8 protein-coding genes are annotated in these 13,921 nt (G+C 72.5%); 2 read left to right on the forward strand and 6 right to left on the reverse strand.

Going from position 1 to position 13,921, the window contains the following annotated elements; genetic code table 11:
- Positions 1-198: 198 nt before the first annotated feature.
- The 6 genes from AC0KTA_RS09840 to AC0KTA_RS09865 form a co-directional block, all read right to left on the reverse strand.
- Entirely contained in the window at positions 199-1,500 is a 1,302-nt protein-coding gene (locus tag AC0KTA_RS09840) for a M50 family metallopeptidase (protein WP_481054739.1), read from the reverse strand.
- Positions 1,497-2,792: a 1-deoxy-D-xylulose-5-phosphate reductoisomerase gene (dxr, locus tag AC0KTA_RS09845; protein WP_481054740.1), complete on the reverse strand. Its 1,296-nt coding sequence runs from the start codon at positions 2,790-2,792 to the stop codon at positions 1,497-1,499. The genes AC0KTA_RS09840 and dxr overlap by 4 nt, the downstream gene beginning before the upstream one ends.
- Before the next feature lie 342 nt (positions 2,793-3,134).
- On the reverse strand, positions 3,135-5,105 hold the full coding sequence (locus AC0KTA_RS09850; protein WP_481054741.1) for an acyl-CoA dehydrogenase family protein: 1,971 nt from the start codon (positions 5,103-5,105) through the stop codon (positions 3,135-3,137).
- A gap of 192 nt (positions 5,106-5,297) precedes the next feature.
- Positions 5,298-6,743, reverse strand: coding sequence for an aldehyde dehydrogenase family protein (locus AC0KTA_RS09855; protein ID WP_481054742.1), 1,446 nt, complete (start codon positions 6,741-6,743; stop codon positions 5,298-5,300).
- 375 nt (positions 6,744-7,118) lie between these two features.
- Entirely contained in the window at positions 7,119-8,723 is a 1,605-nt protein-coding gene (locus AC0KTA_RS09860) for a PucR family transcriptional regulator (protein ID WP_481054743.1), read from the reverse strand.
- Positions 8,724-9,001: 278 nt separating this feature from the next.
- Entirely contained in the window at positions 9,002-11,146 is a 2,145-nt protein-coding gene (locus AC0KTA_RS09865; RefSeq protein WP_481054744.1) for an ATP-binding protein, read from the reverse strand.
- A gap of 313 nt (positions 11,147-11,459) precedes the next feature.
- On the opposite strand from AC0KTA_RS09865, the gene gabT reads away from it, so the two are divergent.
- Together gabT and AC0KTA_RS09875 are read left to right on the forward strand one after the other, a co-directional pair.
- The gene (gabT, locus tag AC0KTA_RS09870; protein ID WP_481054745.1) at positions 11,460-12,794 is read left to right on the forward strand and encodes a 4-aminobutyrate--2-oxoglutarate transaminase; all 1,335 of its coding nucleotides are present in this window, start codon (positions 11,460-11,462) and stop codon (positions 12,792-12,794) included.
- A 500-nt stretch (positions 12,795-13,294) separates the two neighbouring features.
- The gene (locus AC0KTA_RS09875) at positions 13,295-13,921 is read left to right on the forward strand and encodes a phosphatase PAP2 family protein (RefSeq protein ID WP_481054746.1); all 627 of its coding nucleotides are present in this window, start codon (positions 13,295-13,297) and stop codon (positions 13,919-13,921) included.

The raw sequence follows: 13,921 nt of genomic DNA on the forward strand, positions 1-13,921 counted from the left end.
GTGGATCAAGGTCCCGAGTTCGGCGGGCACCGGGCTTCGCGGCTTCGCTAGTACATCGCTCATTCGCGGGTTCGAGATTACGGCAACCCACCGGAAGCAAGCACATCACGCCCCGATGTCCACCCATTGGTGGGCGGGCCCGCACATACGCGGGCGGTCGGCCACACAGGGTGCCCGACCGCCGCAAACATCACGTGACTAGGAAATTCTCACCGGGTTAACCACATCCGCGATGAGCACCAGGATGGTGAAGCAGATGAAGATCCCGGCGACGACATAGGCGACGGGCATCAGCTTCGCCACGTCGAAGGGGCCGGGGTCCGGCCGCCGGAGCACCTTCGCCGCGTTGCGGCGCAGCGACTCCCACAGTGCACCCGCGATGTGCCCGCCGTCCAGCGGCAGCAGCGGCAACATGTTGAACAGGAACAACGAGAGATTGAACCCGGCGAGCAGGAACAGCATCATCGCGACCTGGTTCTGCGGCGGGATGTCCAGGGTGAACACCTCACCGCCGACGCGGGCCGCGCCGACGACGCCCATGGGCGAGTCCTGCTTGCGCTCGCCGTCGCCGAAGGCCGCGTTCCACAGGTCGGGGATCTTCGAGGGCAGCGCCACGATGGACTCGACGCCGTTCTCCATCATGTTGCCCATGCGGTCCACGGACTCGCCGAAGGACTGCTGGACGATGCCGGAGGCGGGCGTGAAGCCGAGGAAGCCGGCGTAGACGTACTTGCCCTCCACATAGCCGCCGTCGCCGTCGGTCTTGCTGACCTGGTTCTTGATCAGGTTCGCGTGCAGGTCGACGCGCTTGCCGTCGCGCTCCACGGTGATCGTGGCGGGGCCGATGGTCTCGCGGATCTTCGACTGCAGGACCGACCAGTCGCCGACGTCCTTGCCCTGGAAGGCGACGATCTTGTCGCCGGCCTTCAGGCCCGCGGCCTTGGCGGGCGCGGGCTTGTCGCCCTTCGCGCAGGTGTTGCGGTTCTGGCTCGCCTCGATCACGCAGTCGGAGACCTTGCCGACCGACGTCGTCTGCGTACTGATGCCGAAGGTCATCATCACGCCGAGGAAGATCACGACGGCCAGGATCAGGTTCATGAACGGCCCGGCGAACATCACGATCACGCGCTTCCAGGGCTTGCGCGTGTAGAACAGGCGGGTCTCGTCGCCCGGCTTGAGCTCCTCGAAGGCGGCGGAGCGCGCGTCCTCGATCATGCCGCGCCAGGGCGACGTGGAGCGTGCCTCTATTTTTCCGTCCGGGCCCGGCGGGAACATGCCGATCATGCGGATGTAGCCGCCGAGCGGGATGGCCTTGACGCCGTACTCGGTGTCGCCCTTCTTGCGCGAGAACAGGGTCGGGCCGAAGCCGACCATGTACTGGGGCACGCGGATGCCGAACATCTTCGCGGTCGACAGGTGGCCCAGCTCGTGCCAGGCGATCGAGAACAGCAGCCCGATCACGAAGACGACTATGCCGAGGATCATCATCAAGGTCGTCATGCACGAGCCTCCGCGGTCGTCTGGTTCCTCGTCGCCGCCGTCGCCGACGAGGTGGTCGTGGCCGTCAGTTCACGGGCCCGGGCGCGCGCCCAGGTCTCCGCTTCGAGGACGTCCGCCACGGTGAGCGAGGTTCCCGCGCGCGGTGTGCCGTGTTCGGCGACGACCTGGGTCACGGTCTCCATGATGCCGTTGAAGGGCAGCGCGCCCGCCAGGAAGGCGTCCACGCATTCCTCGTTGGCCGCATTGAACACCGCCGGGGCCGTGCCCGCGAGCTCCCCGACGTGCCGGGCGAGCCCGACCGAGGGGAACGCCTCGGTGTCGAGGGGGAAGAACTCCCAGGTCGAGGCCTTGGACCAGTCGAACGCGGGCGCCGCGTCGGGCACCCGCTCGGGCCAGCCGATGCCGATGGCGATGGGGCCGCGCATGTCCGGCGGGGTCGCCTGGGCGAGCGTGGAGCCGTCGGTGAACTCGACCATGGAGTGCACGTACGACTGCGGATGGACGACGACCTCGATGCGGTCGAAGGGGATGTCGTAGAGCAGGTGGGCCTCGATCACCTCCAGGCCCTTGTTGACGAGGGTCGCGGAGTTGACGGTGATGACGGGGCCCATCGCCCAGGTCGGGTGCGCGAGCGCGTCCTTGGGCGTGACGTCGGCCAGGTCGGCCTTCGTCCGGCCGCGGAACGGGCCGCCGGACGCGGTGACGACCAGCTTGCGGACGTCGGCGCGGGTGCCGGAGGCGAGTGCCTGGAAGAGCGCGGCGTGCTCGGAGTCGACCGGGATGATCTGGCCGGGCTTGGCCAGCGCCTTGACCAGCGGGCCGCCGACGATCAGCGACTCCTTGTTGGCGAGCGCGAGCGTGCGGCCCGCCTCCAGGGCGGCCAGCGTGGGGGCCAGGCCGATGGAGCCGGTGATGCCGTTGAGGACGGTGTGGCACGGCGACGCGGCGACCTGGGTGGCCGCGTCCGGGCCCGCGAGGATCTCCGGCAGCGGCTCCCCCGCCCCGTACTCCTCCCGCAGCGCCTCGCGCAGCGCCGGTACGACGTCCTCGCGGGCCACCGCGACGGTCCGCACCCGCAGCCGCCTGGCCTGCTCGGCGAGCAGCGCCGGGCGGCCGCCCGCGGCGGACAGGGCCGTGACGCGGAAGCGGTCGGGGTTGCGCAGGACGAGGTCGACGGCCTGCGTGCCGATCGAGCCCGTCGAGCCGAGGACGACGAGGTCCCGCGGGGCGTCTGTCGCGACGGGGTCGAAGACGAGGTGCGGGTCGGCGAGGGGTGCGGGGCTTTCGCTCATCCCTCCATTGTGGCCGCTGGCACCCCAGGATCCGACAGCGCCTCTCGGGCCTGTGCCCCGAACCCTCGCGGGGCGCCCCAGGCCCGCCCCTTCCCGAACCAAGGGGGCTTCGCCCCCCTGGCCCCCTTATCGGCGCTTCGCGCCTCGTCCTCAATCGCCGGACGGGCTAGAAGGGTGGGGGTCGCGGGTGGGTGGGACAGGCCCCCGCCGATCGCGCTTCGCGCCTCGTCCTCAATCGCCGGACGGGCTAGAAGGGTGGGGGTCGCGGGTGGGTGGGACAGGCCCCCGCCGATCGCCGCTTCGCGGCTCGTCCTCAAACGCCGGACGGGCTCAATAGCGGTGTCAGCGGATCGGGCGGTGTACGTTCTCCCGTCGCGCCGGGCCCGGTGTCGCGTCCGCGATCCATGGACCGTCCCCGCTCGGGTCGACGACACCCTGTTCCAGCCAGGTGTACGTGCCCGACAGGACGCCCTTGACGACCTTGCGGTCCAGGTCGTCGGTGTTGGTCCACAGGCGGCCGAAGAGTTCGTCGACGCGGATGCGGGACTGGCGGCAGAAGGCGTCGGCGAGCTGGTAGGCCTCGCGGCCGTACTCCTCGGTGGAGCGCAGGAGTTCGGCGCGTACGCAGGCCGCGCTCATCGCGAACAGTTCCGCCCCGATGTCGACGATCCGGCCGAGGAAGCCCTGCTTGGTCTCCATCCGGCCCTGCCAGCGCGACATCGCGTAGAACGTGGAGCGGGCCAGCTTGCGCGCCGCGCGCTCGGCGTACCGCAGATGAGCCGACAGGTCCGGGTGGCCCGGCGGGTTGAAGTCGGCGTACGAACGCGGGAGTTGACCCGGGCCGGCGACGAGCTTGGGCAGCCAGCGGGCGTAGAAGGCGCCCGCGGCGGCGCTGGCCCTGGCCTTGTCGGAGAGGGTCTTCTCCGGGTCGATCAGGTCCCCCGCGACCTTCAGGTGCGCGTCGACGGCCTCGCGGGCGATCAGCAGGTGCATGATCTCCGTCGAGCCCTCGAAGATGCGGTTGATGCGCAGGTCGCGCAGGACCTGCTCGGCGGGGACGGCGCGTTCGCCGCGCGCGGCGAGCGATTCGGCGGTCTCGAAGCCGCGGCCGCCGCGGATCTGTACGAGCTCGTCGGCCATCAGCCAGGCCATCTCGGAGCCGTACAGCTTGGCGAGGGCGGCCTCGATGCGGATGTCGTTGCGGTCCTCGTCGGCCATCTGGGAGGAGAGATCGAGGACCGCCTCCAAGGCGAAGGTCGTCGCCGCGATGAAGGAGATCTTCGCGCCGACCGCCTCGTGGTACGCGACGGGCTTGCCCCACTGCTCGCGCGCGCTCGACCACTCGCGGGCGATCTTCAGGCACCACTTGCCCGCGCCGACGCACATCGCGGGCAGCGAGAGCCGCCCGGTGTTGAGGGTGGTGAGCGCGATCTTCAGGCCCGCGCCCTCGGGGCCGATGCGGTTGGCGGCCGGGACGCGCACCCGGTGGAAGCGGGTCACGCCGTTCTCCAGGCCGCGCAGGCCCATGAAGGCGTTGCGGTTCTCCACGGTGACGCCCTCGGAGGCGGCCTCGACGACGAAGGCGGTGATGCCGCCCTTGTGGCCCTCCGACTTCGGCACCCGCGCCATGACCACGAGCAGGTCGGCGACCACCCCGTTGGTGGTCCACAGCTTCACGCCGTCCAGGACGTAGTCGTCGCCGTCCGGCACGGCCGCCGTCGCGAGGCGGGCCGGGTCGGAGCCGACGTCCGGCTCGGTGAGCAGGAACGCGGAGATGTCCGTGCGGGCGCAGCGCGGCAGGAAGGCGTCCTTCTGCTCCTGGGTGCCGAACAGCTTCAACGGCTGCGGTACGCCGATCGACTGATGGGCGGAGAGCAGCGCGCCGAGCGCCGGGTTGGCGGAGCCGACGAGCGCGAGCGCCTTGTTGTAGTACACCTGCGTGAGGCCGAGCCCGCCGTACTTGGTGTCGATCTTCATGCCGAGCGCGCCGAGTTCCTTGAGGCCGTTGATCACCTCGTCGGGGATCAGGGCCTCGCGTTCGATGCGCGCCGAGTCGATCTTCGTCTCGCAGAAGTCGCGCAGCTTGGCCAGGAACTCCTCGCCGCGCTGGGCGGCGTCGCCGGCGGGCAGCGGGTGCGGGTGGATCAGGTCGAGCCGGAAGCGCCCGAGGAACAGCTCCTTGGCGAAGCTGGGCTTGCGCCAGTCCTGCTCGCGGGCGGCCTCGGCGACCTGCCGGGCCTCGCGTTCGGAAACTGTGGGCTGTGTGGAGTGTGGTGCGGACAAGAGGCTCACCTCGCCGCGAGTCGGGATCATGGGACCGGATGGACCGGATGGTTACTCACCGGTGCTACTGGATCGTTGGTACCCGATTCCGGGCATTGTCACCAGCCTTCGCGCAGTTGTCATGTGCCTCGTGGCGCCGCGGCGGCCCGTGAGACGGGGGCATGCGAAACGGCCGGAGCCCCCGCACAGCGGGCTCCGGCCGTTCGACGTCGGGTGGTGCTGTTACAGCTCCAGGCCCGTGAGGACCATGACGCGCTCGTACGTGTAGTCGTCCATGGCGAAGCGGACGCCCTCGCGGCCGACGCCGGACTGCTTCACGCCGCCGTACGGCATCTGGTCGGCGCGGTAGGAGGGCGCGTCGCCGATGACGACGCCGCCGACCTCGAGGGCGCGGTGGGCGCGGAAGGCGGTCTGCAGGTCGTGGGTGAACACGCCTGCCTGGAGGCCGTACTTGGAGTCGTTGACGGCGTCGTACGCGGCCTGCTCGCCGTCGACCTTCGTCACCGTCATGACCGGGCCGAAGACCTCCTCGCAGGCGAGGGTGGTGTCGGCGGGCACGTCGGTGAGAACGGTCGGCGCGTACGCGGCGCCGTCGCGCTTGCCGCCGGTGAGGAGCTGGGCGCCGGCCCGCACGGCCTCGTCGACCCAGGACTCCACCCGCTTGGCCGCGTCCTCGCTGACGAGCGGGCCGACGTCGGTCTTCGGGTCGGAGGGGTCACCGGTGACCTGGCCCTCGACCGCCTTGACGATCTTCGGTACGAGCCGGTCGTACACGGACGCGTCGGCGATGACCCGCTGCACGGAGATGCAGGACTGGCCGCCCTGGTAGTTGGAGAAGGTCGCGACGCGCGCGGCGACCCAGTCGAGGTCGGCCTCGGAGGAGAAGTCGCCGAGGACGACGGCGGCGCCGTTGCCGCCCAGCTCCAGGGTGCAGTGCTTGCGCGGCACCGAGTCCATGATCGCGTAGCCGACCTTCTCGGAGCCGGTGAAGGAGACGACCGGCAGACGCTCGTCCTGGACCAGCGCGGGCATCTTGTCGTTGGCGACGGGCAGCACCGACCACGACCCGGCCGGGAGGTCGGTCTCCGCGAGCAGCTCGCCGATGAGGAGCCCGGACAGCGGGGTCGCCGGGGCGGGCTTGAGGATGATCGGCGTGCCGACGGCGATGGCCGGGGCGATCTTGTGGGCGCACAGGTTCAGCGGGAAGTTGAACGGCGCGATGCCGAGGACGACGCCCTTGGGGAAGCGGCGCGTGAAGGCGAGCCGGCCCTGGCCGCCGGCGTCGGTGTCCAGGCGCTGGGACTCGCCGCCGTTGAAGCGGCGGGCCTCCTCCGCGGCGAAGCGGAACACCGAGACGGCGCGGCCGACCTCGCCGCGCGCCCACTTGATCGGCTTGCCGTTCTCGGCGGAGATGAGCTGCGCGATCTCCTCGGTGCGCTCGACGAGCCTGCGGCTCACGTGGTCGAGGGCGGCGGCGCGGACGTGCGCCGGGGTCGCGGCGAACTCGTCGCGCACGGCGTGGGCGGCGGCGACGGCCTCCTCCACCTGGGCGTCGGTGGGCACGGCCGCCTTGCCGACGAGGCGCCCGTCCCAGGGCGAGGTGACGTCGAGCGTGGTCTCACCGGTGGTCTGGCGACCGGCGAGCCAGAAGGCGTGGATGGAAGTCATGAGAATCCCGGCCCTTCCGCGGAGGTTCGTTCTTCTTACGGATGTACGGGGTCCACCGTAGGGGTGGAGGTTTCTGCGGTGGGTTGTCCGAGTCGGCGTACTGGGCACCCCCGGCGCACCGGAATGTCAGGGCGCCACCTGATGGGGCTGCGCCCCTTTCCCCCCTTTTCGCCGCTCCGCGGCTCGTCCTCAAACGCCGGACGGGCTTTTTCCCCCCACCCACCCGCCCTTCCTAGGGCTGCGCCCCGGACACCCCCTAGCCCGTCCGGCGTTTGAGGACGAGGCCGTTCAGGCCGATGGCGGGGGTCCAGGGGGCGGCAGCCCCCTGGTTACGGGAAGGGGCGGGGCTGGGGCGCACCCGCGAGGGCCCCGCCCTCAGTCCGTCGGTGTCGACGTCGTCTTCAGGGCCAGCCACAGCTCCATGCGGACGTCCGGGTCGTCCAAGGAGCGGCCGAGGATTTCCTCGACGCGGCGCATGCGGTAGCGGAGGGTGTGGCGGTGCACGCCGAGGTCCGCGGCAGCGGCGTCCCACTGCCCGTGCCGCGAGAGCCACGCCCGCAGCGAGGCGACGAGGTCCCCGCGTCCGGTGGCGTCGTGCTCGCGAAGGGCGCGCAACAACCCGTCCGCGAAGGCCCGCACCGCGTCGTCCGCGAGCAGCGGCAGAACGGACCCGGCGGCCAGCTCCTCGTGCTCCACGAGGCACCGCCCGCGCCGCCGCGCCACGGACAGCGCCTGCTCGGCCTGCTTGTAGGCGGGGGCGGCGGCGATGGGCCCGGCGGGGGCGGAGAGCCCCATGAGCGGCCCGGGGTCCTCGGCCTGCTCACGGCCCTCGGCCCGCCCGGCGTCGACGTACGCGGCGTACTCCACGGCGGCCAGCTGCGCCGCGCCCCCGTCCGCGACGAGCAGCACGAGCCGCTCGCCGTAGGGCACGACGAGCAGCGCCTCGCCGAAGCGCGCCGCGGCCGACTCGACGGCGTCGACGAGCCCCGCCGACCAGGTGCCCTCGGCCGCCCCGGCCCCTTCGCCCGCGGCCTCCGCCGGGCCCGCCGACTCCGCGACGACCAGGCGGAACGGGGCGTCGAGCAGCCCGCCGTACAGATCACCGGCGACGGCCCGGGCGTGGTCCGGCTCCCCGGCGAGCAGCATCCGCAGGACGGCGGAGCCGATCCGCGCCTCCGCGGCCTGCAGCGAGCGCGACCGTTCGGTGGTGAGGGTGAGCAGGGCGATCGCGGAGTGCACCGCGTACCGCTCGGCGGTGCCGAGGGTCGAGGCCGTGCCGACGGCGAGCGCGGCGCGCGGCCGCCGCCCGGTGCCGAGGGTGTGCAGCTCGACCCGGTCGTCGGCGCCGGCCACGACGAGGCTGGAGGGCGCGGGGCGGTCCCGCAGCCGCTCGACGTCGGCGGTGAGCCGGGCGGCGCGGCGGGCGGCCCACTCGGGCGCCGTGGCGACGAGGGCGCCCGAGGCGTCGTACAGCGCGGCCCAGCCGTCGACCTGGGCGGCGAGCGCGCCGAGCAGCCCCTGCGCGCCGTCGCCGAGTGCCTGCTTGGTGAGCTCGCGCTGGGCGGCGAAGCCCGCGGTCACCGCGCGGTACTGGTCGGCGGCGATCGCCGCGGACACGGCCTTGCTGATGGCGAGGAAGGGCGTGCGGCGCGGCACCTCCAGGAGCGGAAGCCCCTCCGCCCGCGCCGCCTCGACCAGCGCCTCCGGGATGTCCGGGTAGTTCACGCCGACCGCGAAGCCGAGCCCGACGACGCCCGCGCCGACGAGCCGCTTCACATAGCGCCGCATCGCCTCCGGGTCCTCCACGTCCAGCCGCAGCGCGGTGATCAGGAGCAGCTCGCCGCCCTCCATGTACGGCACGGGGTCGGCGAGCTCGCTGACGTGGGCCCAGCGCACGGGGACGTCCAGGCGGTCCTCGCCCGCGCGCACGGTGAGCTTGAGCGCGGAGTGGTGGACGAGCGAGGCGAGCGTGGGCGGCATGGGACCTTCAGGTCGTGACGGCGGCGGAGTACGCCGGGTACGGCGGAGTCCGGTCGGCGAGGACCGGAGGGGCGGAGCGCGGGCGGACTTACGTGATCTTTTGGCCGCCGCGTATGACGGCTACCGTCAATTCTGCCTCACCGTACGGTCGCCACGGGCAGCTTGCAGAGTATGGACGGCAGCCTTTAACGCACGCCGTGGGCGCGCTCGCGGCGTCCTCGCGCCCCTTGGCTCACGCCCCCTCGGCTCACGCCCCTCTTGGCTCACGCCGCCTCGGCTCAGCCCCGCAGATCCACCAACAGCGGCGGCGCGTGCTCCCCCCGCACATCCGTCAGCGAAAGGACCGCGTGCCCCGGCGGCACCGCGTGCGCCAGTTCGGAGGCCGACCAGCGCTCCCGCTCGACCTGGCGGACGGTCACCGCGCGGGCGGTGGGCGCGCGGCCGGTGATCACGCGGCGCAGGATGTGCACGGCCTTGCCGGCCGGGGTCTCGGCGATGATCTGGCGGTCGGTGACGTCCCGTGCCTCCGTCCACTCCTTGCCCCAGACCTCCGCGAAGTCCTGGCCGTCCCACGGGGTGAGCCCGGACAGGGCCATGCGGCAGCCGACGGCGCCCAGCAGGGGCGTACGCAGCGGCCGCGGCGCGTCGTCGAGCGTACGCAGCGTCATCACGACCCCCGCGTTCGCGGACCGCAGGCGCTGGATGCGGCGGACCGCCTCTGGGGTCACCGTGCCGGTGGCGTCGTCGAGGACCAGGCAGGCGAACAGGGAGCGGTCCTCGCGCGCGGCGGCCGACGCGGTGAACTGCGCGAGCACGAGGCGCGCCAGGATCCGGGAGGCGTCCGCGTGCCCGCGTTCGGGCAGGTCGATGCGGACGCGCACGGGGTGGTCGAGGGCGCGCAGCGAGAACGGCGTGGACTGGCCCGAGGTGTCGAAGAACGCGGCGAACGCGGGCCGGTCGAGCAGCGCGATGCGGTCGGCGAGGACCGCGCCCGGGTCCCCCGGGTGGCCCAACTGCCGCTCGCGGGCGTCGAGTTCGCGCAGCATGGCCTCCTGCCCCGCCTCCTGGAGTGCCTTGCGGAGCTCGCCGAGCGGTCCGGGCACGCCGTCGAGCAGGGCGCGCAGTTCCGGTACGGAGGGGAAGCGGCCGTTGACCGCGTGGAACGGGCCGAGGAGCTGGGCGAGGACGGTCGTCGAGCGGCGGCTGTCGGCGCCGGGGTGCGGGTCGACGAGGTCGCCGACGAGGGCCTCGGCGAGCACGGCAGCGGCCTCGTCGGGGTCGGTCGTGCCGCCGTAGAGGTCGAGGTCGTACACGGAGTCCGGGTGCCCGACGCGCACCACCACGTCGTAGTCGTCGCCGGGTCCGAGGCCCGCGCCCGCCGCGCCCACCACGACGACCGCGGCGCGCCCGGCGAGGGCCTGCAGGCACAGCGCCTCGGCGAGCGGCCACACCACCGTGCCGGTCTTGCCGGACCCGGCGGGCCCGACCGCGAGCAGCGAGGTGCCGATCAGCTCGGGTCCGAGCGCGAGGCCCGTGCCCCGGTAGGCGTAGGGGTTGCGCGGATCGTCCACGGTCGTGCCGAGCCGGACCTGCGCGGTGGCCAGGTCGTGCGTCGCGCCCCGCTGGGGCAGGTCGCGGGCGCCCGAGGGATGCGGGCAGGCGGCGGCGCCGTCGCGGACGACGGCGTCGGTGAAGGCGGCGAGCGGGCTGTTGCCGGAGCGGACGGAGCGCCAGGCGCGGGCGATGCGGGCGACGTCGATGTCGCGCATCAGCCCGGCACGGGCATCGGCGGCGAGCCGGTCGGCGGCGGCGCCCGCGCCACCGGCGCGGAGCTTGGGCCACTCGGCGGGGTCGGCTTCGGGAACGGGCTGCGGCTCCGCACGCTCCGGACGACGCAGTCGCGGTGCGACGAAGCGGCGCCAGACCTCGTCCCAACGGCCGATCCGGCCTGCGCCGATCATGATGGCGAGCACGATCAGGAGGGTGTACCCGTCCCACACTACGAGGTTGACGATCTGGCTCTCGCTGGTGCGCCAGGAATCCGGCGTAAAGAGCTCAAGGGGGACGATCCACCAGCTGCCGAGGTATCCGTTGTTGAGCAGCGACCAGATCAGCCAGCCCACCAGGAACGCGATCAGGGCGCCGGTCAGCAGTTGCCGGGTGGGCACGACTTCCGGCTCCTGCTCGGGCCGCGGGGTGTGCCCGAAGCGCCAGACGCCGGGCGCCGCCTGCGGGCGCGGGGTGCGCAGCCAGGCGAGGAACGATTCGCCGTCGGTGCCGGGCGCCGCGCCGGGCGCCCGCGCCGGGCGCGGCGGCAGGGACACCGACTGCGCACCCTCGGCGGAGCCGCCAGGCGGCGGCGCCTGACGCGGCACCGGTGCGGCGTGCGTCCCGCGTGCGTCGTGCCTGCCGTCGGAAGTCATGGCCCTTGCCCCCTGACCTGCCCTGTCCAGTGGTTCGCGGCTCAATCTAGTGCCCGCGCCCCGCAGTTGTGCCGCGTGCACGCCGAACGCGCCACGCGGCCCGCGTGCCCCCGCCCGGCGAGCGGCCGTGACACGCCCCTGTTCACCGGTATGTCCACTCCGGACAACCGCCACGCGCAACATCTCCCCCGTGGAGCATGCCCGCCCCCCTTCCCCGCCCCTAACCTGCGGAGAAAAGCCAGAAGCGTCCGAAACGAGCGTCGGAGAAGGCGCGCGTCGCACGCGTCCGCACGAACCACCCCCAGGAGCCCTCATGACCGACCTTCCGCAGGAGCGCCGCGTCGTCACCGCCATCCCCGGGCCGAAGTCCCAGGAGCTGCAGGCCCGCCGTACCGCCGCGGTCGCCGGCGGCGTGGGCTCCGTGCTGCCCGTCTTCGCGGCCCGCGCCGGCGGCGGCATCATCGAGGACGTCGACGGCAACCGTCTGATCGACTTCGGCTCCGGCATCGCGGTGACGAGCGTCGGCGCCTCCGCCGAGGCCGTCGTGCGCCGGGCCTCCGCCCAGCTGCAGGACTTCACCCACACCTGTTTCATGGTCACTCCGTACGAGGGCTACGTGGCCGTCGCCGAGGCGCTCGCCGAGCTGACGCCGGGCGACCACGCCAAGAAGTCCGCGCTGTTCAACAGCGGCGCCGAGGCCGTCGAGAACGCCGTCAAGATCGCTCGCGCGTACACCAAGCGGCAGGCCGTCGTGGTCTTCGACCACGGCTACCACGGCCGCACCAACCTCACGATGGCGCTGACGGCGAAGAACATGCCGTACAAGCACGGCTTCGGCCCGTTCGCGCCCGAGGTCTACCGCGTCCCGGTGGCGTACGGCTACCGCTGGCCGACCGGCGCCGAGAACGCCGGACCCGAGGCCGCCGCCCAGGCCATCGACATGATCAGCAAGCAGGTCGGCGCCGACAACGTCGCCGCGATCATCATCGAGCCGGTGCTCGGCGAGGGCGGCTTCATCGAGCCCGCGAAGGGCTTCCTGCCTCAGATCGTGAAGTTCGCCAAGGACAACGGCATCGTCTTCGTCGCGGACGAGATCCAGTCCGGCTTCTGCCGCACCGGCCAGTGGTTCGCCTGCGAGGACGAGGGCATCGTCCCGGACCTGATCACGACGGCCAAGGGCATCGCGGGCGGCCTGCCGCTCGCCGCCGTCACCGGCCGCGCCGAGATCATGGACGCCGCGCACGCGGGCGGCCTGGGCGGCACCTACGGCGGCAACCCGGTGGCCTGCGCCGGCGCGCTCGGCGCCATCGAGACCATGAAGGAGCTCGACCTCAACGCCAGGGCGAAGAACATCGAGTCCGTCATGAAGGCCCGCCTGGCGGCGATCGCCGAGAAGTACGACATCGTCGGCGACATCCGCGGCCGCGGCGCGATGATCGCGATCGAGCTGGTCAAGGACCGCGCCACGAAGGAGCCGAACCCGGCGGCGACCGGCGCGCTCGCCAAGGCCTGCCACGCCCAGGGACTGCTGGTCCTGACCTGTGGCACCTACGGCAACGTGCTGCGCTTCCTGCCGCCGCTGGTCATCGGCGAGGAGCTCCTGAACGAGGGCCTGGACATCATCGAGGCCGCGTTCGGCGAGATCTGATCCAAGCCTGGCGGAATCCTGCCGGTCCCGCTGCCGGTCCCGCCGGGTCCCGCCGCCGGTCCTGCCGGATTCCGCCGGGTACGTCCCCCGCGTACCCGGCCTGTCTGGACCATTGGAGCGGGGATCAAGCTCCTGACGTGTGCGGACCTCACGCGGTGTGGAAGCCATGACCTGGGGTGACGGTCAGGGCCTGTGAAGAACGTGTGGGAGCCCCATGACGGCATGCCGTTCCGGCTGTTGGCCCTTCAACTCCTGACGTACGGTTTCTGCAGATGAGAGAAACACCCCGCTCACGGGAGACCGTGGGCGACACCGGGTCGGAGCCTCCCCAGCCCCGCCCTGGACGTGCCTTCGCGCACACACCTGGAGCCAATGGCTCCGGAACTCCTCACCGATCGGATGGCCGCCCGCCCCAAACCCCCCGGGGCGCGCGGCAGCCCGGTCATATCGGCCGCCTCGGAACTACCCCCCCTGTTCCGAGGCGGCCGACCACTTGGCTCATGCCGACCACCTGGCTGCTGCTCGGCAGCGTCCTCCTCTTCGCGCTGTGCACCTGGCAGGCGGCCGTCGACAGCCCGCTGCGCCACCTCGACGAACGCGCCGGCCGCGCCCTCACCGACAGCCGCCTGCCCGAAGCCGCCGCCGAACTCCTCGCGGACCTGGGCAACATGACGGTCGCGGTGCCGGTGCTCGCCCTGGTCGTCGCGTACACCGCCTGGCGGGCCCGCCGCGCCGGCGCCTTCCGCTGGTGGCTGCCGCCCCTGACCGCGGTCCTCGCGATGGTGGCCGTCCCGGTCCTCGTGGTCCCTCTGAAACTGGCCGTCGACCGCCCGGGTCCGCCCGGCACGGACGGCAGCGGCTACTACCCCTCGGGCCACACGGCCACTGCCACGATCGCCTACGGCGCGGCCGCCCTCCTCCTGCTCCCCCTGCTGACCGGCACCTACGCCCGCCGTGAACTGGTCATCGGCTGCGCCCTGTTGAACGTCGGCGTGGGCCTCGGCCTGGTCCGCAGCGGCTACCACTGGCCGCTGGACGTCCTCGGGAGCTGGTGCCTGGGCGGAATCCTGCTCCCTGTCATGGTGCTCGCCCGCGCGCGATACGGTCGGGAGCCGACCGAGGAGTGA

Source organism: Streptomyces sp. Y309 (genome assembly GCF_056712025.1).